The 21,007-nt window shown below is 59.0% G+C and carries 19 protein-coding genes; 16 read left to right on the top strand and 3 right to left on the bottom strand.

Translation table 11 applies throughout. The annotated features are described in order from the left end of the window. Nucleotides 1-106: 106 nt before the first annotated feature. From LAD35_RS13675 to LAD35_RS13650, 6 genes are all read left to right on the top strand, one after another. Nucleotides 107-2,056: a CHC2 zinc finger domain-containing protein gene (locus LAD35_RS13675; protein WP_224149586.1), complete on the top strand. Its 1,950-nt coding sequence runs from the start codon at nt 107-109 to the stop codon at nt 2,054-2,056. After that, entirely contained in the window at nt 1,948-3,486 is a 1,539-nt protein-coding gene (locus LAD35_RS13670) for an IS3 family transposase (RefSeq protein ID WP_224148987.1), read from the top strand. Before LAD35_RS13675 ends, LAD35_RS13670 begins: the two co-directional genes overlap by 109 nt. Before the next feature lie 167 nt (nt 3,487-3,653). Next, nucleotides 3,654-3,863, top strand: coding sequence for a hypothetical protein (locus tag LAD35_RS13665; protein ID WP_224149585.1), 210 nt, complete (start codon nt 3,654-3,656; stop codon nt 3,861-3,863). 118 nt (nt 3,864-3,981) lie between these two features. Beyond that, on the top strand, nt 3,982-5,085 hold the full coding sequence (locus tag LAD35_RS13660; protein WP_224149584.1) for a recombination directionality factor: 1,104 nt from the start codon (nt 3,982-3,984) through the stop codon (nt 5,083-5,085). Then, a complete protein-coding gene (locus LAD35_RS13655) occupies nt 5,078-5,749 on the top strand; it encodes a hypothetical protein (protein ID WP_224149583.1) in 672 nt (223 codons plus the stop codon). Before LAD35_RS13660 ends, LAD35_RS13655 begins: the two co-directional genes overlap by 8 nt. A gap of 86 nt (nt 5,750-5,835) precedes the next feature. Further along, nucleotides 5,836-7,095 carry an IS3 family transposase gene (locus LAD35_RS13650; protein ID WP_224149582.1) on the top strand — a complete coding sequence of 420 codons (1,260 nt, stop codon included), beginning with the start codon at nt 5,836-5,838 and terminating at the stop codon, nt 7,093-7,095. A gap of 595 nt (nt 7,096-7,690) precedes the next feature. Here the strand turns inward: LAD35_RS13650 and LAD35_RS13645 are convergent. Further along, nucleotides 7,691-8,497, bottom strand: coding sequence for a sulfite exporter TauE/SafE family protein (locus LAD35_RS13645; RefSeq protein ID WP_224149581.1), 807 nt, complete (start codon nt 8,495-8,497; stop codon nt 7,691-7,693). A 106-nt stretch (nt 8,498-8,603) separates the two neighbouring features. On the opposite strand from LAD35_RS13645, the gene LAD35_RS13640 reads away from it, so the two are divergent. Beyond that, complete coding sequence (locus LAD35_RS13640) at nt 8,604-9,389, top strand: AraC family transcriptional regulator (protein WP_224149580.1); 786 nt, start codon at nt 8,604-8,606, stop codon at nt 9,387-9,389. 29 nt (nt 9,390-9,418) lie between these two features. On the opposite strand, the gene LAD35_RS13635 is transcribed toward LAD35_RS13640, so the two are convergent. Further along, nucleotides 9,419-10,078 (bottom strand): siderophore-interacting protein, encoded by a 660-nt coding sequence (locus LAD35_RS13635; RefSeq protein WP_224149579.1) that lies wholly within the window; start codon nt 10,076-10,078, stop codon nt 9,419-9,421. Nucleotides 10,079-10,297: 219 nt separating this feature from the next. On the opposite strand from LAD35_RS13635, the gene LAD35_RS13630 reads away from it, so the two are divergent. After that, entirely contained in the window at nt 10,298-10,960 is a 663-nt protein-coding gene (locus tag LAD35_RS13630; protein ID WP_224149578.1) for a TetR/AcrR family transcriptional regulator, read from the top strand. A gap of 88 nt (nt 10,961-11,048) precedes the next feature. Continuing rightward, on the top strand, nt 11,049-11,438 hold the full coding sequence (locus LAD35_RS13625; RefSeq protein ID WP_224149577.1) for a nuclear transport factor 2 family protein: 390 nt from the start codon (nt 11,049-11,051) through the stop codon (nt 11,436-11,438). A gap of 85 nt (nt 11,439-11,523) precedes the next feature. Here the strand turns inward: LAD35_RS13625 and LAD35_RS13620 are convergent, their stop codons facing one another. Beyond that, nucleotides 11,524-12,351 carry an IclR family transcriptional regulator gene (locus LAD35_RS13620; protein ID WP_224149576.1) on the bottom strand — a complete coding sequence of 276 codons (828 nt, stop codon included), beginning with the start codon at nt 12,349-12,351 and terminating at the stop codon, nt 11,524-11,526. Nucleotides 12,352-12,484: 133 nt separating this feature from the next. Here LAD35_RS13620 and LAD35_RS13615 point away from each other — a divergent pair, with 133 nt between their 5' ends. The 7 genes from LAD35_RS13615 to LAD35_RS13585 all read left to right on the top strand — a co-directional run bounded on the left by LAD35_RS13615 (nt 12,485) and on the right by LAD35_RS13585 (nt 20,996). Beyond that, nucleotides 12,485-14,233, top strand: coding sequence for an FAD-dependent oxidoreductase (locus LAD35_RS13615; RefSeq protein ID WP_224149575.1), 1,749 nt, complete (start codon nt 12,485-12,487; stop codon nt 14,231-14,233). A gap of 28 nt (nt 14,234-14,261) precedes the next feature. Next, nucleotides 14,262-15,038: an SDR family NAD(P)-dependent oxidoreductase gene (locus LAD35_RS13610; protein ID WP_224149574.1), complete on the top strand. Its 777-nt coding sequence runs from the start codon at nt 14,262-14,264 to the stop codon at nt 15,036-15,038. 66 nt (nt 15,039-15,104) lie between these two features. Continuing rightward, entirely contained in the window at nt 15,105-16,301 is a 1,197-nt protein-coding gene (locus tag LAD35_RS13605) for an ABC transporter substrate-binding protein (protein WP_224149573.1), read from the top strand. Nucleotides 16,302-16,361: 60 nt separating this feature from the next. Beyond that, nucleotides 16,362-17,285, top strand: coding sequence for a branched-chain amino acid ABC transporter permease (locus tag LAD35_RS13600; protein WP_224149572.1), 924 nt, complete (start codon nt 16,362-16,364; stop codon nt 17,283-17,285). Then, complete coding sequence (locus LAD35_RS13595) at nt 17,282-19,090, top strand: branched-chain amino acid ABC transporter ATP-binding protein/permease (protein ID WP_224149571.1); 1,809 nt, start codon at nt 17,282-17,284, stop codon at nt 19,088-19,090. Before LAD35_RS13600 ends, LAD35_RS13595 begins: the two co-directional genes overlap by 4 nt. 11 nt (nt 19,091-19,101) lie before the next feature. After that, on the top strand, nt 19,102-19,812 hold the full coding sequence (locus LAD35_RS13590) for an ABC transporter ATP-binding protein (RefSeq protein ID WP_224149570.1): 711 nt from the start codon (nt 19,102-19,104) through the stop codon (nt 19,810-19,812). 224 nt (nt 19,813-20,036) lie between these two features. After that, the gene (locus tag LAD35_RS13585; RefSeq protein WP_224149569.1) at nt 20,037-20,996 is read left to right on the top strand and encodes an MBL fold metallo-hydrolase; all 960 of its coding nucleotides are present in this window, start codon (nt 20,037-20,039) and stop codon (nt 20,994-20,996) included. The last annotated feature ends 11 nt before the right edge of the window (nt 20,997-21,007 follow it).

Raw genomic sequence — 21,007 nt, 5'->3', positions numbered from 1 at the left:
TTGACCGTCGGCGGCACGTTTGTGGGGGCTCCGATAAAGAGCGAAGTTGCCAAACAATCCGTGGCAGAGCAGGCCGAGGTCAACGCGCCAACAAGGGAGGAAAAAAGTGCCAAGAATCGACTACGACAGGCTTCTTGCCAGCGTTCCAATCGATGAAGTTGCGAAGCGTCTAGGCATGGAGCTACGCGTTGAAACCAGCACAAAGGCGAAGGCTCTATGCCCATTCCACGATGACAAGACGCCGTCTTTGCTCATCGACTCAAGCCGAGACCACGGCCGACAGCACTTCCACTGCTTCGCCTGCGGCGCACACGGCGATGCAATTGACCTAGTCAAGGAACGTCTCAATGTCGGCTTCAGAGAAGCCGTAGAGTGGCTGTCCAGCGGCTTTGCAATCGGCTCGACGGGCAAGCCTGCAAACACGCGCCGGTCGAAGAGTAGTAGCGGATTAGAGGCCAGTTCGGGCCTTGAGCTGGCACTGAGCATGTATCAACGCGGCTCTAGTGCTGAACGCCTTGACGCATGGATAACTGAGCGGAATCTCGACCCAGCGATCATTCGGCGGGCCGGCTTCGCACATGCGAGCAGCAACTTCCTGTCCGGACGACTTGATGCGGAGAAGGATGGATCTAGAAGGCGCGAACGAGCAGGACTTCTGGAGGACGCCTATCTCATAAGGCGACTGTTCCCAGGCGTCAAAGCGGCGCTGCATCTGCCGCTCAACGCGGGCGACGCATCGTCGACCAAGTACAGCGATTTCTTCGTTGGTGAGCGTGTCGTCTTTCCGCTGTACGACGACCAGAAGCAACTGGTCGGCCTGGGGGCTAGATCTGTAGGCGATCCCGGCGGATCAGTCAGCCCGAAGTACCAGTTCACCCGCGGCTTCGCGAAGGCGCGAGTCCTCTATCGCGCCGAGCACGCCTTTGAAATGCTACGACAAGGTGCAAAGCAGGGAAAGAAGGAGCAGTCGCTCTATCTGTGCGAGGGGTTTCTGGACGCGCTGAGGCTAGAAAGTGTCGGTCTCGATGCGGTCGCCGTCATGGGTAGCGCGCTGAGCGAGCAGCAAGTCCAACTGATCAAGTTCTTGTGCAATAGCTTGCCTGGTCAGGCGACCACGGTGACCGTGAACGTCTGCTTCGATAGAGACGAAGCCGGCCTGAGGGGCGCCGCCGACGCATGCTTGAAGCTGTTGGCGGCCGGTCTGGACTGCAATTTCTGTTGGCCGACCGATGCGAGATTGGATGAAGTGGGCGTGCCAACAGAACACGCCAAGGATCCGAACGACTACCTTGCAGCGCTATCTGCTGGGATGGCGACTGATCTTTTGAAGCGCTCTACGTACAACGCATCGCTGGCAATTCTTGCATTCGCATTCGGCACAACCGCAGACGACACGCTCAATGACTCGACATGGCTAGCGGCGCCTCGCTCGCGAAGGATGCGTGCCTTCACGCGTGCATCAGGGCAACTGAGGCGAGTTGCCGGCAAAGATGCCGCTTCGCTCATCCAGATCGGCAGTCCGACCGAGGGGAGCCCACACAGCGTTCAAGCTCTAATGGACTGGGCGGCTCACCTAGCCGAAGCCAAGGCGGACGCGCATGGCTCGTTGTCAGAAGAGTTTCTCAACGACGCTCGGGCCCGACTGAACCATGCTCGCCTTCTGGCCTACATGGGCTCGAAGCGAGGCGAGCTTCCTTGTGATGAGCCACGTTGGGAGCGTCTTGACATCGCTGCGACGGCGTTCAATGCGCTTCTGGTAGAGCGCTTGAGAAGCCGAAATACCGAGCCAGTGGGTTCCTATGACGCAGTTTGGGTTCCTAGAACCTTCGGGGGATCAGACCCACGGCTCAAGATGATGCCGAGACCAGAGGACCTCACTGTTGATTTCCACGCAAACCTGACCCACCGGGGATGCGGACGAAAACTTGGACTACCAGGAGGTAGTTCATGTATTCCTACGAAGATCGAATCCGAGCCGTTGAGCTCTACATCAAGCTGGGCAAGCGCGTCAGGCCCACCATCCGGCAGCTGGGCTATCCGACGAAGAATTCTTTGAAGGGTTGGTACAACGAGTACCAACTCAAGCTCGACTTGTCCGCTGGCTACGCAGGCCGTGAACCGAAGTTCTCGCAGGCGCAGAAGGCCGCAGCCATCGAGCACTACCTCACCCATGACCGATGCATCGCGGCCACCATGAGGGCGCTGGGCTACCCCGGTCGTGGAACGCTTACCAAATGGGTGCGTGAGGCATTCCCTGAGGCCAGAAGGGCTCTGGTTAGCAGTGTGGGTCAACGAAGGTATCCCGAGAGCTTGAAGCAAGCGGGAGTCATGGAGCTTTGCACTCGGCAGCAAAGTGCGCAAACAGTGGCTGATAAGTTCGGCGTATGCCGGCCAACGTTGTACAACTGGAAGAACCAGCTGCTGGGACGTGAGGCACCCGCATCAATGAAACACACCGATCAATCACCGCAGGAGCGAGAGCGCGAAGAACTCGAGCGCCAGGTTGAGATACTGCGCCGCGAAGTCAGGCAACTGCGCCTTGAGCAGGACCTCTTGAACAAGGCCAATGAACTGTTAAAAAAAGGTCTGGGCGTCGATCTGCAGCTCCTGTCCAACCGGGAGAAGACACTGCTGATTGACGCCCTCAAGGAGCACTACCGCCTGCCAGAGCTCCTCGCACAGTTGGGTCTTGCACGCAGCTCGTACTTCTACCATCGGTCCCGCACAGTGGTCGGCGACAAGTACCTTGTGGTGCGCCAGTCCCTTACCGAGATCTTTGAGTCCAACCACCGCTGCTACGGCTACCGCAGGCTGCAAGCCTCTCTGGCCAGAGAGCAAGGCCCGATCTCCGAGAAAGTGGTGCAGCGGCTGATGAAGCAAGAGAATCTGGTCGTCGCAAAGCCCAAGCGGCGCAGGTTCGCGTCCTACCTCGGCGAGATCAGCCCGGCACCAGATAACATCATCAACCGTGACTTCCAGGCGGCCACCCCAAATGAAAAGTGGCTCACGGACATTACAGAATTCCAGATCCCAGCAGGCAAGGTGTACCTGTCACCCATCATCGATTGCTTCGACGGCATGGTGGTGAGCTGGACCATTGGAACGAGCCCGGACGCAGAGCTGGTCAACTCAATGCTGGATGCAGCTATTGAGACAGTGGCAGACACAAGCGATCGTCCAGTGGTCCACTCTGATCGTGGTGGCCACTACCGTTGGCCAGGCTGGCTCTCTAGGATGAGCGAGGCGAACCTCACCCGCTCGATGTCTCGCAAGGCCTGCTCTCCTGACAACGCGGCTTGCGAAGGCTTCTTCGGCCGCCTCAAGAACGAGTTGTTCTATCCTCGGGACTGGAAGGGCACGACCATCGAGCAGTTCATTGAGGTGGTCGACTCGTACATCCGCTGGTACAACGAGAAGCGGATCAAGATATCCCTTGGCTCTCTCAGCCCTGTTGAATACCGGGCGAGCCTTGGACTTGCGGCGTAAACCAGTCCAAGTTTTTATCCGCATCCCCTCCCGGGGGCTACTGGGTCATTTCTGCGTGGAAATCAACAGAGGACATTGATCTGTCAGAAGACGAGGCGGCATCTGGTGCCTTTGCGCAACTCAGTCACGTTCGCCAGCTCATCAGTGATTGGGAATCTCAAGAAGCCTTGCTCAAACACCAGATCCAGCAACGCATGGGCGCCGCCAGCTTTGCCCGATTTGCAGGAGGGACAGTCAGCTGGAAGCGCAGCAAGGACAGCAAGGTCTTCAATGCAGCGCTGCTGCAGCAAGAGTGGCCTGAGATTGCCAAGGCCTACATGGGCAGCAAACCAGGATCCCGGCGGTTTGTGCTTCATGCAGAGAGCTTGGCCAACTGAGCACCGCACATCACGTCACACCAAATCACACCACACCAGCAATTTACTAACCCAACGCATAAGACCCGTCCGCCAAACCAGGCAGACGGGTCTTTTGCATTTATGAATGGAGAAACCCATGATCAAAGGACTGATGATGACCCCGCCCGTGGTAGGGCGTATTTCGATTGGCCGCGTCGTGGAACGCAATGGCAAGCGTCTTCCGGAAAAGGATGACGAGTTCACCATCACCACTCAGGTGCAAAGCCGCAATGGCTGGATGCTCCATCCCATGGATGGCATTCTGCGCAGGGAGCTGGAAGATCGGCAGTTGATGGCCAATGGAGTTGAAGTCAAAGAGCTTGCGTATTTGCCTGAAGAGCTTTCTGCACCGGCACAAGCGCCTGCAACGCTTCGCTCCAAGCTGGCGAAGCGAGCGACCGATGCCAAGAAAACCCAGGCAGTTGCATCGAGCAGTTCTAACGCTGAGCCCGATAACGTGCCTGAGGATGCATTTTCCAAAACGTCGACAGCGAGAACCAAGTTGCGCAGTATTCCGGTGAAGGTTTTGTTCAACGATCCCGATCTGAACCTTCGTGCGAACTACACCTTGTTTGACCGTACAACGGCACGGCCTATCTGCGTGGGCGATGGTCAAACCTGCAAACGCGTGACCGCCAAAGGCATTGAGTCGATGTCGTGTGAAGGCCCGGATCTCTGTGCCTTGGCGATCGACGGCGGATGCAAGCCCTTCGGTCGTTTCCATGTTCGCATTGATCATCCGGAATGTCAGGCGGATGCACTGAGTACTTTTGTGCTGCGAACGACGAGTATCAACTCCATGCGCACCTTGCTGACACGCATGCAGTATCTACAGGCAGTGAGTGGTGGTTTGCTTAGCTTTCTGCCATTGGAGATTCGTCTGCGCGCCAAGTCCACCACCATGTCCCGCAGAACACCCATCTACTATGTGGATCTCGGTATTCGAGATGGAATCGCTTTGGATGCCGCTATCGGCCAAGCCATATCGACTGCAGAGCATGACTGCAAAACCGGGCGGGATCAGGATGCGCTCGAACAAGCGGCAAGAACGGGCTATGCCTTGGGGTTGTTCGAGGAGTTGAGCGCAGAAGCTGCCGAGATCGTCCAGGAGTTCTATCCACCGAGCGACGAACCTGCCGCGGCAGACGTTCCAGCAGACGTTCAACCCAGAATGCGCCAGCGGGAGGTCAGTCATGAATGATGGTGCGCACACTGGAGGCGTGCAACACCACTACATGCATGGCCTGTGCTTCGACGCCATGTGGGACTACCAAACACGCTCACGAAAGGGGCGTAAAAGTTGGGCTCATTTGGATCTGGGGTCAGCCGCGTATCCATGGGCGGTCGAAGATGACCCGGAAGGTGCAGGATGGTGCGTGCGTTGCTGCGCCTCTGTTTTGGGACAGCGACCTGTGTCGCTGACGCATATGCAAAATTCGCCTATTCCAACGGGTGATCCGGCTAGTGTGGCGTCTGCATTGCGGGAGCTGTTGCCAAAATTCGAAGTCAATATGCAGCTTGGTACAGGCCAGGATGTAGTTCAAGACGTCGAAAAAGTTATCAAGGCCGGTGGCAGCATGCTTGTGCGACTAAGGCGTACTTCTGAAGTGCGGCAGATACCGCTAAGCTGGATGTGGATCGTGGGAGTAGAGTTGCGACCTGTTGCGCATTGCGCTCTTGGTGCTCAGGGAACACCCAAAACCCCAGCGCTTTTGCTGGTTGGACGTGGACTTGAGCCTTCATGGGCATCCGGCTATGGGGTCAAGGCCATTTGCGAAGAGGATACTAGTTGGTCGGTTCGCAGCGTGGATGGTCAAGCTTGGAGCGGTTTGGTGAGCTGCGTGGTCAGAATTTCTCCGAAATAAAGGGAGTTTTTGCAGATCTTGTCAACGTGCCTTGACCCGTCCTGAATTGGGTTGACACCTTTCTGAAGAACAGAAAGGAAAGTCAAATGGAACAGTGGGTTAAGAGAACGCAACGGGACTACACGCTGGCTTTTAAACTCGCAGTAGTCGATCAAGTAGAAAGAGGTGAGCTGACCTACCGGCAGGCCCATGAGCGGTACGGAATCCAGGGCGCCTCAACTGTACTGGTGTGGCTTCGCAAGCACGGACGGCAGGACTGGAAAGCTGCATCATCAAGGGGCAAAGGATTACAGAAGATGCCTGAATCGCCCAAGCTGCTGACTCCAGAGCAGCGCATCAAGGAGCTGGAAGTGCAGCTGAAAGAAGCCCGCGAGAAAGCGGCCTTCTTTGAAGCGGTAGTGAACGTGCTCAAGCGCGACTACGGAGTCCAAGTCAAAAAAAAAGCCTGCGGGCAAGTCCTCACGCAAAAGCTCGTCAAAGGGTTAAGCGTCACGAGGGCTTGCCGCTACATGGGAATCAGCCGCCAAGCGCACTACAAGCGCCTGGTCTGCCAGCGTGCACGCAGCGAGCGGGACAAGGCGGTGGTGGAGTTGGCCAGTGAAGAGAGGCGCCATCAGCCACGCATTGGCACGCGCAAACTGCTGCACTTGCTCAAGCCGCCGCTTGAACAGGCGGGAATCCAGATCGGGCGCGATGCACTGTTCGTTGTCCTGCGCCAAGCACGCATGCTGGTGCTGCCACGGCATGCGTACCACAAGACCACCAATAGCCATCATCACTACCGCAGGCACCCCAATCTACTCAAGGAGGGCCCGACCAAAACAGTGGCAAGTGGTTGTGAGCAGCTATGGGTCGCTGACATCACGTATCTACCCACCAAGGAGAAGACTGCCTATCTGAGCCTGGTGACCGATGCCTACTCGCGCAAGATCGTGGGCTGGCACGTGCACGATAGTCTGGAGACCAAGCAGGTCAGCCAAGCGTTGAAGATGGCACTGCGTCAGCGGCGAACAGATCAGCCGCTCGTACACCACTCTGATAGAGGTGTTCAGTACTGCTCGGCTCAATACCAGCGCATCCATGCACGCCACCGCATCACCTGCTCCATGACCGATGGCTACGATTGCTACCAAAACGCTCTGGCTGAGCGGGTCAATGGAATCCTCAAGATGGAATACTTGTTGCAACGACCTGCCGATCTCTCGCAGGCCCGCACCATGGTGGGCGAATCGGTACGGCTGTACAACGAGCGCCGGCCGCACCTGTCCCTAAAATACAAAACGCCCGATGCAGTACATCGGGCGTCTCTCGCCAACCAGCTTGGGCTGGAGATTAGTCGCGAATAGGTGTCAACCTATGACAGGACGAGTCACTCACTAGAAAAAAGCCGACCTTGATCACTCAAGGATCTCGTGCAAATAAAGAGAGGGAGGGAGGAGAGGCACGAACTCGGCACAAACCGTTAGGTTCATCTTATCGCTTCTTCGGTACCCGATAAGCGGGGTCAAAGAGAAATATGTCATCAATTGACAAAAAAAGAGCCCGCGCAATGCGGGCACAGTGATGGACTAGCTCAGAAATGCTTCTTCCTCTTTTCCCTCGGAAGCGTGGAAATCATAAATGATTTCTATCGATGCATGTTGGCAATTGTTTTAACAAAAGTAAGCTGTAAGCTCTGCGTCAGAAAGTGGCTTGGAACGAAGAAAAGCCCGCCAGAAGCGGGCCAAAGTCTGTCCATGAAGAGACTCCAGTATAGAGGATGGCTCTGCGTTTGTATCATCGATAGTTACAAACAATACCGGGGGGAAGGTGGGTGAGCCTGGGGCTCTTGGGGAGTTTTGGGGAAGTTCGGCGCTTACAGAGGCTGCGGGAGTTTCTTCGGCAAAGGAGGGGCGGCAGAGGGATTTGTCTCCGTAGTCCCATTGGCTGCTGCACACCGAGCTAGCTTGCCAACATCACCAGGAGAACCGTGCATAGCAAGGCAACATAGACCTTGGCGTGGATGCTGTCGGGAATCTTGCCGATCCATAGCGAGCCCAGCCGAATGCCAACCCACGAACCCAGTACCAAAGCCATGCATGCACGCACATCGATATAACCGACATGCCATGCTCCCAGCGCAGCTGCACGCCATGCGAGCAATGCATAGGTGGCCGAGCCAACGATGGCCATCGGCAGCGACAGTGGATTGGCGGCAGCTGTTGCTGCCGTCATGCTGGCACCGCGGCGGCGCATCAGCGGAACCGTCATCACGCTTCCGCCCACACCCAGAAACGCCGCGATTGCGCCAATCGACAGGCCGGCCATGGCCGCCACGGATTTTTCCAGAGGGCGAATCTGTAGTGCGGCACCCCGGGTGAAGCCGGGGCGAAGGAGGCTGTCGAGAATGGTCAGCCCTAGATAAATGATGAACGCCCAGCGCATCCAGCTACCGCTCAGCATAAGCGCAGCAATGGCGCCGGGCACCGCGCCAAGGGCGAGGTAGCCCATGAGTGGGCGCACCTGCCTCCATGGCACGGTGCGTGCCTTGTGGTGCCGCAGCGTAGCCATTCCAGCCCCGAAAACCATCACGCAGGTAGAGGTGGCGACGGCGACATGCATGGCGGCCCGGCCCATTTCGCTATCGGCGCCATACACAGCCAAGAGTACCGAGTACAAGACAGGAACGACGACAAAGCCGCCTCCAAAACCAAACAAGACGGTAGTAACGCCAGCGAGCACACCAAAAAACAAGAGCAGAAAATACATGGGAGGCAGTCATCGAGATGTTGCAAAGCTCCACGATAGAAAGAAGTGGCTTGGCTGGCATTCGATAATGAGCCAATGACCCTCGCATTTAAGCCAGACTGTTCCGATGCACAACATTCCTCTTGATTCTGTGGATGCAGTGGCGCGGCCTTTGCTGGCTATTGGCACTGACTATCCGCCCGGCACGCTGCTGGACACCCATACCCATCGTCGTGCGCAGGTGCTTTATGGGATGTCAGGGTTGATGGAGGTGGAAACCGACGATGGCGCGTGGGTCATTCCGCCCTACAGCGGGGTATGGATTCCAGCGGGCAAGCGGCATCGGGTACGCATGCAGGGCGTTAGCACGCGCAGCCTCTATATCGAGCCTGGTGCCGCCCCGAGAGCGGGCGCGCGTTGTGAGGCCCTGGTGATCACTCCGCTGCTGCATCAGCTGCTCCTGGCATCGCTTGCCATGCCTGCACTCTATGACGAGCAGGGGCGAGACGGCGCATTGGCCCAACTGCTTTTGCACGAGGTGCGTCTGGCACAGACCATGCCGCTATATGCACCGATTCCACAGGATGGGGCGCTTGCCGGGATGTGCAAGGCGTTCCTGAAATCTCCGTGCATTCAGGTGGCGCCACAGGAATGGGCGGATCAGTTGCACAAGAGCTTGCGCACTTTCACGAGGCTGTTCAGGCTGCAGACCGGAATGAGCTTTGGTGCCTGGAGGCAGCAGGCATGTTTGCTTGCTGCTCTGCCCAGGTTGACGGCGGGGCAATCGGTTACGCAGGTAGCACTTGATCTGGGTTACGACAGTCCCAGTGCGTTTTCGACCATGTTCCGCAAGCGGCTCGGGCGGGTGCCGAGCGATTTCATCCGGTCGGCACCTTCAGACCCGAATCCGTGAGCTCCAGGGGGCGGGCGGCGTCGCTGCGGCTATACGTCTCGGTGATCGGCCTCTCCGGCTTTCCAGTATCCCTTGGCGCTAAGGCAGTGGCGAGGAATGTCCCGCTCCTGCAGGTAGTGCATTTTCAGTCTCCGGATGGCAGCCGACTCTCCCGCTATCCAGATATAACCGGCCCCTGTTGGCAATGGGCGGTGCAACAGCGACTGGCACAGGGCGAGGCCGTGCTCCGCTTGTGCATGGATCCATTGGGTGCGCAGTTTGGCCGGGCTGTCGATTGGCTGCTGATCTTCTGGCGAAGACACCTCCGCATAGATCTTTACGTTGATATCAGCGGGCAATCGGCTGGCAATGCTCTGAATGCCGGGCAGGGCGGTTGCGTCTCCCGCCAGCATGACCCAGCTTGCATTGCCAGGCAGAAGGAACCCGCCGCTGCGTGGCCCGGCAATCCCCAGGTGTTCGCCAACCGATGCGTGAGAGGCCCAGGCAGAGGCGGGGCCGGAGTTGGCATCTGCGCCATGCAGTACAAAATCCAGATCCAGGGTGCCCGCTGCGAAATCAATACTTCGCACGGTGTAGGCGCGCCCCTCGCCAGAAGGAAGAAAGACCTTGACCCAGGCCGCAGGGTCGTTGATGCCCTCGGTGTCGAGAAGCTCGGCCATTCCTTCGCCACCCACCGTGATTCGTTGCATATGTGGCGTAATGGAATGGACGGCCTGCACAATTCCCAGGGCTTTTTTGGTGTTTGGCTTGGAAGCAGTCTCAAGCATGGCGTACTCCTGCATGCGAGAGGTTGTTGTCGGTGGCATGGATGCGGTTCAGCATCGATTACTCCAAATATGAGCATTTGCTCGATATATGAAATAATATGAGTGATAGCTCATGTTGAAAACTCGCGTTTGGAGAGCGCCATGCCTGACTTGCCGCAACCCCGGCGTATTCCTCGCCAGAGCCGTTCTCGCGCCTTGGTGGATTCCATTCTGGAGGCAACGGCTCGCGTTTTGAGCGAACGTGGCTATGCCGGAACCAACACGAATCTGGTCGCCGAGCGCGCAGGTGTTAGCGTGGGTTCCGTGTACCAGTACTTCCCGAACAAGGATTCGCTGATCACCGCACTGCATGAGCGGCATGCTGTAGAAATGCACGCGGCAATGGAGACAGTGCTGGCAAGGACGCCATCGCTGGGTTTGCGAGCGCAGTTGGCCGCCATCGTGCGCGCATGGGTGGCGGCTCATCAGGTGGCGCCAGAGTTGCATCGCGTGCTGGAGAAGGAGTTTCCATTCTTCGATGCACCGTCGGACCAGAGCCCCGCCGATCAAAGCATTCATAAGTGCGTTCGCCAGTTGCTGGAAGACCACCGGAACGAGTTGGTGCCGCAGGATCTGCATCTCGCAACCTGGATAATTCTGCAGAGCATGGAATCACTGATCCATGCTGCGGTCGTTCCGCCAGGCGCCCCACATCCGATCGAGAAGACCGAGCAGGCCATCATCGACATGCTGGCTGGCTACCTCCATGGCAGCAGCGGGGAGCGGCCTAGGCTCAAGTCACCTGACTCTTGCCGGGACGCATAGCATCCTGGCCGAGCCCATGGCCAAGGCATACCGGCGGAGATCTTCATGTCTGCATGCAATGGATGTGCCGGTGCTGTATTCTTTGGCAATGAGTGAAAAACGAGAGAAGAACATCCAGCTGGCCCATGCAGTGCTGGACTGGAACCGAACCTATCTGCGACACGATGCATCACTGACCGAGGCGACGGTCAGTCAGTGCTTTGGGGAGGATTTCATTGTCGAACCCAATGGCAGACACTACCAGGCCAACGCCAGCAACTACCTGGAGTTCCTCAATGGAATGCGGGCGTCGATGGCAGGGATCGAGTACCAGATCATTCACACCGTGGCCGACGATGACGCGGTGGTGTTCGATATGGCTGTGCAGATTGCCCATACCGACGGACGCCAGGAGCATTTCATTGCAATGCTGTTGATGCGGTTCGACGACAAGGGCAAGGTTGCGCTCTGGAAAGAGACATACCTGCCGCGTGCATAGCTCCGGGCAGCGGGTGTATGGAAGAAGGCGCCTCCGGCTTCATGGCCGGGGCGCCTTTTTCCTTTTCGGCACTGTCGTCCGGGTATCAGCGAAAGAGCACGCTGGCGCGATGGTGGCCTAGCCGGCGAGAAACCTCTTCACTGCAAGCCTTGGCTGCGGCAGCCTCCTTGCCCTCCCAGTCGGTATCGAAAGAGCGGGTGCGACCCATCAGGGTGATACCCAGAACAATGTTGCCCGAGTAGTCGAAGACGGGCGCCGCGAAGGACGAAACGCCGGGCGTCGGGTTGTTGATGGTGCGAGAAGTGCCGTGCTTGCGGATTTCGCTCACCACCGTTTGCAACTCGTCCCGGTCAATCGAGGCCGCAATATCGGGCCCCAGGCGCCGTTCGTCTTCCAGCAGCGATTCCTCGATGAGCTTGGCGGGCAGGTAGGCTGCAAAAAGGCGCCCCGTCGCGGTGCCTGCCAGCGACATGACGGTTCCCGTGCGGATGTTGGTGTGCAGCGGATAAATCGCGTCGAACAGGAACACGATGGTAGGGCCCTGGTTGCCCCAGACCGACAGTGCAACGCTGTGCCCGGTCTCCCTTGCCAGTGCCTCTGCAAATGGGGTGGCTTCCCGCACCGGGTTGAGCATTCTGAGCGTCACCAGACCCAATTGCATGGCAGTGGGCCCAAGCCAGTAGTAGCCCGTGGATGCTTCCTGCGTGACCAACCCCAGCTTGGCAAAGCTGACCAGATAGGGATGTGCCTTGCCCGGCGCCATGTCTGCCGCTTTTGCCAGCTCTCTCAGCGGCATGGGGCGCCCCTGGGCGCCCAGTGCAAGCAGCAGTTGACCGCCGACTTCGATCGACTGGATGCCGCGCCGTTCCTTTTCGGAGCCACTGTCTCCGACTTCTGTATCAAGTGTGTTCATGAAATCTCCCTAACGATTTAATTTTAACTACAGGATTAGATTAGGGTAAATCATTAGTATTAAACATAAGCATTAGCGTAATACTAACGCAAAAGAGCAAGCGAATGCAGTCTCTGCGAAGGAGCAAAGGTCAATGAGCAAGCGGGAAACCGAATTTGATGTGCTGGTGGTCGGCACTGGTGCCTCCGGAATGTCGGCGGCAATCACTGCTGCGTACGAAGGTCTGAAAGTGCTGGTGGTCGACAAGGCATCCTTGTATGGCGGCACGACGGCGAGATCGGGTGGATGGCTCTGGATTCCCAACACCCGATTGGCCAAGGAGCAGGGCATCCATGAGCCCGCCGGAGCCGCGCGCTCCTACCTTCAGCATGAGGCCACGACGCACTTCAACCCGGCAAGGGTCGATGCATTTCTGGAAAACGGCCCCAAGGCGATCGACTTTTTCACCAGCAAGACCTGCGTTCAGTTCGACATGCCTCCCGTGTTCCCGGACTACCACGCGGAAGCACCGGGCGGCCAGCCGGGTGGCCGCTCCATGGTCACGAGGCCTTTCGATGCCCGGGAGTTGGGAGCGCGCATTCAGCAGTTGGCGCCGCCAGTTCCGGAACTCACTGTTTTTGGAATGATGCTGGGCTCTGGCAAGGAGCTGTGGCACTTTCTGCGCGCATTCAAATCGTTGGAATCCTTTTGGTATGTCACCAAGCGGTTTGGCGGCCATCTCGCCGACGTCGTGCGCCACGGCCGGGGCATGACCTTGACCAACGGCAACGCCTTGGCGGGGCGTCTGGCCAAGGCGGGCATGGATCTGAACGTATCCGTCTGGCTTGATTCGCCGGTCCAGGGCCTGATTGTCGAAAATGGCGTCGTGGTTGGTGCGTCAGTCGTGAATGGCGGATCGCCCGTGAACGTTCGGGTGCGCAAGGGCGTGGTGCTGGCCTGTGGCGGGTTCCCTTATGACATCGAGCGCCGCAAGCAATTGTTTCCTCACGCGCCCACCGGGCATGAGCATTTCACCCCGTCCCCTGCGCTGAATACGGGAGATGGATTGCGCCTGGGAGAATCGGTTGGAGGCTGGGTGGATCCATCCATTCCCAATGCCGCCGCATGGTGTCCGACCTCTGTCACCCGGCGCAAGGATGGCTCCCAAGGCGTGATGCCGCACTTCATCGATCGAGCAAAACCCGGTGTCATCGCGGTGACTGCTCGCGGCCGCCGGTTCACCAACGAGGCGCTGTCCTATCACGACTTCATCCAGGATCTGGTCAAGGCATGCGCTGGTTCGAGCGAAGTCTCCTGCTGGCTGATCTGCGATCACAAACATCTGCGTGAATACGGTCTGGGTGCCGTGGCTCCGTTTCCGCTTCCTATCGGAAAGCACATTCGCAGCGGTTACCTTCAACGGGGCAGCAGCCTGCAGGAGCTCGCCCAGCGCATTGGTGTTCCCTATGCGGCATTGCAAGAAGAGGTGGAAGCCTTCAACCGCGACGCCGGCAGCGGCAGGGATAGTCGATTCGACAAGGGCAGCACCGCCTACAACCGCTTCCAGGGGGATTCGCTGGTGACGCCCAATCCATGCATGGCGCCCATACGCCAGGGGCCTTATTACGCGGTCAAGGTGGTGGTCGGCGAGATTGGCACGTTCGCAGGACTGGAAACCAATGCGGACTGCCAGGTACTGACGAAGGATGGCAAGGCAGTGCCTGGCCTCTACGCGGTTGGCAACGATGCCGCAAGCATCATGGGCGGAAACTACCCGGGAGCGGGCATCACATTGGGCCCGGCACTCACCTTTGGCTACGTTGCGGGCAAGACCCTCGCCGGGCAGCCAGACCTGTCCAGCACGCCACACACGCAGATCGCCGAGCCCGTGCACGCTGCGTGATCCGTATAGCCAAAACCAGGGAATTAACATGGAAATCACGGAATGGATGGCGCCTCGTTTGCTGAGCGGGCGGGTCGCGCTGGTCACGGGCGCGGGGCAGGGAAACGGCAAAGCCATCGCCAAGGGCCTGGCCAAGGCTGGAGCCACTGTCATCGTCACCGATCTCAACGAGGCCAATGCGAAATCGGTGGTTGGAGAGATTCAGGAGGCAGGGGAAAAGGCCTTTGCATACCGGCTTGATGTGACTTCATCCACTGAGTGCGATGCACTGGCGGAGGACGTTGGCAATGAGGTCGGTGACATAGACATCCTGGTCAACAACGCAGGGGTCATCATCCGCGAAGGGGTGGACAGCCAGAAAGTGGCTGCCAATCTTCAGCGGACTCTCGATGTCAACGTGATGGGAACGTTTCATCCCACGCATGCGTGGCTCCCATCGTTGAGAAGGACCCGGGGCGTCATCATCAATGTGGGCTCCATTGCGTCGACCACCGGTATTCCGAATGTGGTCGGATACTCGCCATCCAAAGGTGCAGTCAAGATGCTGACCCAGGCGCTGGCCGTCGAGCTGGCGAAGGACGGAATACGCGTCAACGCCATTGCGCCCGGAGTCATCGAAACCCCCATGACTTCCTACACACGTGAGGCTCCCGAACGCCTGGACAAGTTCATGCTTCGCACGCCAATGGCACGCGTGGGCCAGCCCGAGGAACTCGTCGGCCCGGTCGTGTTTCTCGCCTCCAGCATGGCTACCTATGTCACCGGCGTCACGCTTCCCATCGATGGAGGTTTTCTGGCCGCCTGAGAGGGGTATTTCCGCGACTGCAACCTGGAACTCGATGGGTTCAATCACTAAAAAATGGAGACAACCATGAATCATCCTTCGTTCATCAAGAACGTCATCCTGACGGCGGGCCTGCTGGCTGCTGCCGTTGCAAGTGCACAGGACATCAAGGTGGGCTACAACGGCGACCTGTCCGCTTCGCCGTCTGCCCAAAGCGGTCAGGCCGCTGTCCTGGGCATGGAGGCAGCCATTGCAGACATCAATGCCGGTGGCGGGCTGCTGGGCCGGAAAATGGTGCTTGTGACGCGGGACGACATCTCGGCGCCTCCCAAGTCGATCCAGAACATGAGCGAACTGGTGGACAGCGAAAAGGTATCGGCCGTCTTCGGGCCGACCAACTCCGGCAATGCCATGGCCTGGAAGCACATTGCCAACCAGAAAAAGATTCCAGTCATCGGCAACGTGGGCTCGGGAACCGACATCACCAAACCCATGAGCGCGGGCGCCGACAACTACATGTTCCGCGTCTCCATGGTGGACCGCGAACAAGTGGCAGCGCTCATGGCCTATGTCAAAAAGAACGGAGATACATCGAAGGTGGTGGGCCTCATGGCCGAGACCACTGGATACGGGCAGGGCGGTCTCAAGGACATGGAGGAGATTGCCAAGCTGCAGGGCATCAGGATTGCAGCCACCGAAAAGTTCGGCGTGGGCGATACGGATATGACCTCTCAGCTGAGCAAGATGAAATCGGCCAGCGTGGACACGGTCGTGGTGTGGGCCCAGGGAACGCCGATTGCCCAGCTCGTGCGCAGCATGGAGAAGATCAATTACTTTCCCCTGGTGTTGACCTCTTGGGCTGCAGACAACATCACCTTCTATGATGCGGCGGGCAAGGCGCTGGCGGAAAAACCCATCTTCATGCGTACGGTCAGCGAAAACCGCACGCCCGCCCAGCAAAAGCTGTTTGACCGCATCGGCACCAAGCTCAAGGCGCCGGGCTCCTTCTCCTTTGCACTGCACGGCTATGACTCCATCCAGCTCTACGCGGCTGCCGTCAAGCAGGCCAACAGCGTTGACGGCAATGCCGTGCGCCTGGCGCTTGAAGACCTGAAGGCGCCGGTACAAGGCGTTCTGAAAACCTACGAAAAGCCGTTCAGCAAGGCCAATCACGAAGCGCTGACGGCCAAGGACCTGGTGTGGATCCGCTGGAAGGATGGCAAGCTCCAGCCCTACACGGACCCTATCGTGGGCTCGCTCTCGCCCGCCGACTTCAAACAATAACGCACGCGGCGCAGGATGGGGCCGCACAGCGCGGCTCTGCCCGTTCACTTGGAGACAATCATGACAGAGGCGCTCTTACAGGCGATTCTCAGCGGCTTGGCCGTGGGTGGTGCATACGCGCTGGTGGCGTTGGGATTCAGCATCACTTTCACGACGACCAAGACCTTGAATTTCTCGCATGGCGAGTTTGTGTCGGCGGGCGCCTTCATTGGCATGAGCGCGCTCTTTCTGATGCTGGGTCTTCCCATCAGCTCCACCACCTTTGGCTCGGTCCTGCCTGGCGCGGGCGCGCAATTGCTGGCGCTGGCTGCGGCATTGGGCGTAATGGGGTTGCTCGGATGGGTGCTTTACCTGGTGGGAGTGCGCCCGTTCGCCGGGCGCCCTGGCATGGCATGGGTGATGAGCACGCTCGGATTCGGTGTCATCCTGCAGAGCATTGGTCTGGCCATCTGGGGGCCCAAGCCTGTAGTGGTGCCTGGGCCCGTCGGAGATTCGGTCATCCGGATCCTGGGAATCGGGGTACGGCCACAAGAGATGCTGATGCTGGCCGTGGCGATCGCCATCATGCTTGTTTTCGACTGGGTGATGAACCGCACCATGGTGGGAAAGGCGATGCGTGCCGTGGCCGCCAATGGGAGCGTTGCCAGCTTGATGGGCATCAATACCAACGCGATCATGGTGGGCGCCTTCGTCGTCAGTTCCGCGCTGGCGGGCCTTTCCGGTTTTCTTCTGGCGCCCATTGCCCAGGCATCGCTTTTCATGGGGCTTGCCGTCGGGCTCAAAGGTTTCTCGGGGGCGATGATTGGTGGGCTCAGCAACCCGCGCGGCTGCGTCATCGGCGGCTTTGCGCTCGGGGTGCTGGAATCCCTCGTCAATCTGTGGCAGGCGCAGTGGCGTGAGGTTGCGGTGTTTGCCCTTGTCATTCTGGTGCTGGCCTTCCGGCCAACAGGTCTCTTCGGCAAGCCGATGGTGGAAAAGGTATGAAGCGCGCTCAACACTTCATCGGTGTCGCCTCTGCCGCCGCAGCGGTGATCGGGGTGACCTCCCTGGTGGGCAACGACTACTACCTGCGCATCATTTTCATGATGTGCGTGTACTACCTCTGCGCTGCAGGCATGAATGTCCTGGTGGGGTTTGCTGGTCAAAAATCTCTGGGGCAAGCGGGGCTGTTTGCTGCGGGCGCATATGCGGTGGCGCTCCTGACCACCAAGACCGAAATCAGCCCCTGGCTCGCGCTCATTGCCGCTGCGGCCATTTCAGGCGTCTGTGGCGTTCTGATCGCACTACCTTCGCTGCGCGTCAAAGGTCCCTATCTGGCCATGGTGACGCTGGCCTTCGGCATCGTGGTGGAGAAGCTGGTGGGGGAGTGGACGGAGGTCTTCGGTGGGGCGCAAGGCATCTATGGCATCCGTCCCATTACCTGGAATGACCAGCCCCTGACCTCACAGCAGTGGGTCTGGTTTGCCATGGTGCTGTGTGCGCTCGCGCATCTTCTGCTGCGCAATCTTCTGCAGGGGCGCTTCGGTCGCGCACTGCTGTCGCTGCAGGCCGACGAGATCGCCTCTGCGTCGGTGGGGGTGCGCGTCTACCGGGCCAAGGTCATCGCCTTCGTGGTGGCGGCCGTGACCTGCGGCATTGCCGGAGCACTGGTTGCGCAGCAAAACCAATACATCAACTCCGACTTCATCACCTTCCATCTTTCGATCTTCATCTTGCTGCTGGTGCTTTTTGGTGGGGCCGGTTCGATGTACGGGCCTTTGATCGGAGCAGTCATTCTGACGACTGTCGACGCGGCCCTGGCCCGGTGGCCTTCGGCACAGCATTTCCTCTATGGCTTTCTGTTGTTGTTTGCCCTGTATGTGATGCCGGGCGGCGTAGCCGGTGTTTTCAGGGCGCTGTTCAAAGGGCGCGCCGAAGCAGAAGCGGGCGAGAGGCCTGTGGAGCCGCCCAAGGCGACGCGCATCGGGCCGGCAGGAGAGGGCGAATTGCTTGCGGTGGAAGGGGTGACCAAGGCATATGGTGGCATCACGCCGGCGCAGAACGTGTCGTTCCGGCTCCAGCGAGGCCATATCCATGCCTTGATCGGCCCCAATGGCGCAGGCAAGAGCACCATGATCAATATGCTGACTGGCGTTGTGAAACCGACTTCCGGCTCCATCCGGTTCCTGGGCCAGGAGATTGCAGGCAAGCCTGCGCATCTGATATGCAACATGGGCATGGGACGAACCTTTCAGAACCTGCGGCTGTTTTCCGATCTTTCGGTGCTGGACAACGTCATGCTGGGCCGCCATACGCGGATGCGCAATGGTTTTTTCTCATCGTTGATGGGGCTACCCGTTGCAGGCCGGCAAGAAGCGGGAACCCGGGCGCGCGCACTGGAGCTTCTGGAACTGGTGGGCCTCGCGCATCTCGCCCATCAGCCGGCGGGCAGCCTTTCCTATGGCCTCCAACGCAGGGCCGAGCTGGCCCGTGCACTTGCCACCGAGCCCCAGTTGCTCCTTCTGGACGAGCCTGCGGCGGGTCTCAACCCCCATGAGACGGCCGAGCTGGGGCAACTGCTGCTGCGCATAGGCCGGTGCGGTGTCAGCATCCTGATGGTGGAGCACCACATGGATCTCGTCATGTCCGTCTCCGACCACGTCATCGTGCTGGACTACGGTATCAAGATCGCGGAAGGCAAGCCGGCGGAGGTTCAGTGCAATCCACGTGTCATCGAGGCTTATCTTGGTGTCGACGACGAAGACGACATTGAGGCCCGTGAGACCTGCGATGCACATGTCGCCATCTGAAGGACGAAGAGATGCTGAAACTTGATTCCGTGAAGGTGTCCTACGGCGCCATTGAGGCCGTCAAAGGCGTAGATCTTGAAGTCCGTGCCGGCGAGGTGGTGACCATCATCGGCGCCAATGGCGCAGGAAAGAGCACTTTGCTCAAGAGCATCGCCGGGCTGGAGCCACTCAAGGATGGGAAGATCGTTATTGGCGGCAAGGACTGCAGCCAGGTCGCCCCTCACCAGCGTGTCGGCCTTGGCGTTGCCATGTCTCCCGAAGGGCGCGGCGTGTTTGCAGACCAGACGGTGCGCGAGAACCTCATGCTGGGGGCCTATTCGCGGCGAGGAGCGCCGCGCGCCATTGAAGACGCCATGGAGCGGGAGTTCAACCGCTTCCCCCGCTTGCGGGAGAGGCAGCACCAGCTCTCGGGCACCCTGTCCGGAGGAGAGCAGCAGATGCTGGCCATTGCCCGTGCGCTCATGAGCGAGCCGAAACTGCTGCTGCTCGACGAGCCCTCTCTGGGGCTTGCTCCTCTGATCATCAAGGACATCTTTGATGCCATCCGGCAACTGCGCCATTCGGGCCTGACCATTCTGCTGGTGGAGCAGATGGCCAAGCAGGCCCTTGGCGTGGCCGACCGCGCCTATGTGCTGGAGACAGGGCTGATCACCCTGGAAGGCACGGGAAGGGAACTGCTGAATGATCCCAAGGTCAAGGCAGCCTACCTGGGGGCGCACTGAGAGCCGCAAACACAACCCTTGATATGTCGTTGCTTCGTCGGGGGCGCCTAACCGGGGGCGCCCAGCCTTGTCGTACGTCTGTACTGCCTGCGGCTTCGCCTAGCGCGGCCCGGCCTGACGCGGCCCGGCGCCTCGTCTCAACCGCAAATCTGCGATTTGCTGGGTTGTGTTAACGGCTCTGAATACTTCTTTTCAACCTATCGAACCATTCCAAGGAGATCTCCATGACCCAGACCAAGAAATTCGCCAGCCAGGCTGACCTGGAAGAGAAAAAAGTCACTTTCAGCCAGATCTCCGAACATGCCTGGGCCTACACGGCAGAAGGAGACCCCAATACCGGCATCATCATCGGTGACGACGCAGTGCTGGTTGCCGATACGCAGGCCACTCCAGCGATGGCAGCCGATGTGATCCGGCGCATCCGGGAGGTGACCGACAAGCCGATCAAGTACGTGGTGCTGACGCACTACCACGCCGTGCGCGTACTGGGGGCGAGTGCCTACCAGCCGCAGGAAATCATCGCCAGCCAGGACACCTATGACCTGATCGTGGAGCGTGGCGAACAGGACAAGGCCAGTGAAATCGGCCGCTTTCCCCGGCTCTTCAGCAATGTCGAGACCGTGCCTCCCGGAATGACCTGGCCGACCATGACCTTCACCGGCAAGATGACGCTATGGCTTGGCAAGCTCGAAGTCCAGCTGCTGCAACTGGGCCGTGGCCACACCAAGGGAGACACCATTGTCTGGCTGCCGGGAGAGGGCGCATTGCTCTCGGGCGACTTGGTGGAATTCGGCGCCACACCTTATGCGGGGGATGCTTACTTCAAGGACTGGCCCCGGACGCTGGAGAATCTCGCGGCACTTAAACCCAAGACGCTTGTGCCTGGCCGTGGTGCAGCACTCACGACCCCCGAAGACGTGAGCAGAGGGCTGAGCGAGACCCGCGATTTCATTGCCGATGTGTACCTGAGCGTGCAAAAAGGTGTGGCCGCTGGCAAGGACTTGAATGCTGTCTACAAGGAGACCTATGCGGCGCTGCGGCCCAGGTATGGGCACTGGGTCATCTTTGACCACTGCATGCCGTTCGACGTGACCCGCTGCTATGACGAGGCCACCCAGTACGCGGATCCGCGCATCTGGACTGCCGAGCGTGACATTGAGATGTGGAAGACGCTGGAAGGCTGAAGCCCGGCCCG

Origin of the sequence: Comamonas odontotermitis (assembly GCF_020080045.1) — a bacterium.
Classification (GTDB): Bacteria; Pseudomonadota; Gammaproteobacteria; order Burkholderiales; family Burkholderiaceae_C; genus Comamonas; species Comamonas odontotermitis.
This window is presented reverse-complemented; position numbering and strand designations above follow the sequence as displayed.

What these genes read in the sequence shown, in the direction of transcription:
- LAD35_RS13670 (WP_224148987.1), top strand. Translation starts at nt 1,948, where the DNA reads ATGTATTCCTACGAAGATCGAATCCGAGCCGTTGAGCTCTACATCAAG.
- LAD35_RS13660 (WP_224149584.1), top strand. Translation starts at nt 3,982, where the DNA reads ATGATCAAAGGACTGATGATGACCCCGCCCGTGGTAGGGCGTATTTCG.
- LAD35_RS13655 (WP_224149583.1), top strand. Translation starts at nt 5,078, where the DNA reads ATGAATGATGGTGCGCACACTGGAGGCGTGCAACACCACTACATGCAT.
- LAD35_RS13650 (WP_224149582.1), top strand. Translation starts at nt 5,836, where the DNA reads ATGGAACAGTGGGTTAAGAGAACGCAACGGGACTACACGCTGGCTTTT.
- LAD35_RS13645 (WP_224149581.1), bottom strand. Translation starts at nt 8,497, where the DNA reads ATGTATTTTCTGCTCTTGTTTTTTGGTGTGCTCGCTGGCGTTACTACC.
- LAD35_RS13640 (WP_224149580.1), top strand. Translation starts at nt 8,604, where the DNA reads ATGCACAACATTCCTCTTGATTCTGTGGATGCAGTGGCGCGGCCTTTG.
- LAD35_RS13635 (WP_224149579.1), bottom strand. Translation starts at nt 10,078, where the DNA reads ATGCAACGAATCACGGTGGGTGGCGAAGGAATGGCCGAGCTTCTCGAC.
- LAD35_RS13630 (WP_224149578.1), top strand. Translation starts at nt 10,298, where the DNA reads ATGCCTGACTTGCCGCAACCCCGGCGTATTCCTCGCCAGAGCCGTTCT.
- LAD35_RS13625 (WP_224149577.1), top strand. Translation starts at nt 11,049, where the DNA reads ATGAGTGAAAAACGAGAGAAGAACATCCAGCTGGCCCATGCAGTGCTG.
- LAD35_RS13620 (WP_224149576.1), bottom strand. Translation starts at nt 12,351, where the DNA reads ATGAACACACTTGATACAGAAGTCGGAGACAGTGGCTCCGAAAAGGAA.
- LAD35_RS13615 (WP_224149575.1), top strand. Translation starts at nt 12,485, where the DNA reads ATGAGCAAGCGGGAAACCGAATTTGATGTGCTGGTGGTCGGCACTGGT.
- LAD35_RS13610 (WP_224149574.1), top strand. Translation starts at nt 14,262, where the DNA reads ATGGAAATCACGGAATGGATGGCGCCTCGTTTGCTGAGCGGGCGGGTC.
- LAD35_RS13605 (WP_224149573.1), top strand. Translation starts at nt 15,105, where the DNA reads ATGAATCATCCTTCGTTCATCAAGAACGTCATCCTGACGGCGGGCCTG.
- LAD35_RS13600 (WP_224149572.1), top strand. Translation starts at nt 16,362, where the DNA reads ATGACAGAGGCGCTCTTACAGGCGATTCTCAGCGGCTTGGCCGTGGGT.
- LAD35_RS13595 (WP_224149571.1), top strand. Translation starts at nt 17,282, where the DNA reads ATGAAGCGCGCTCAACACTTCATCGGTGTCGCCTCTGCCGCCGCAGCG.
- LAD35_RS13590 (WP_224149570.1), top strand. Translation starts at nt 19,102, where the DNA reads ATGCTGAAACTTGATTCCGTGAAGGTGTCCTACGGCGCCATTGAGGCC.
- LAD35_RS13585 (WP_224149569.1), top strand. Translation starts at nt 20,037, where the DNA reads ATGACCCAGACCAAGAAATTCGCCAGCCAGGCTGACCTGGAAGAGAAA.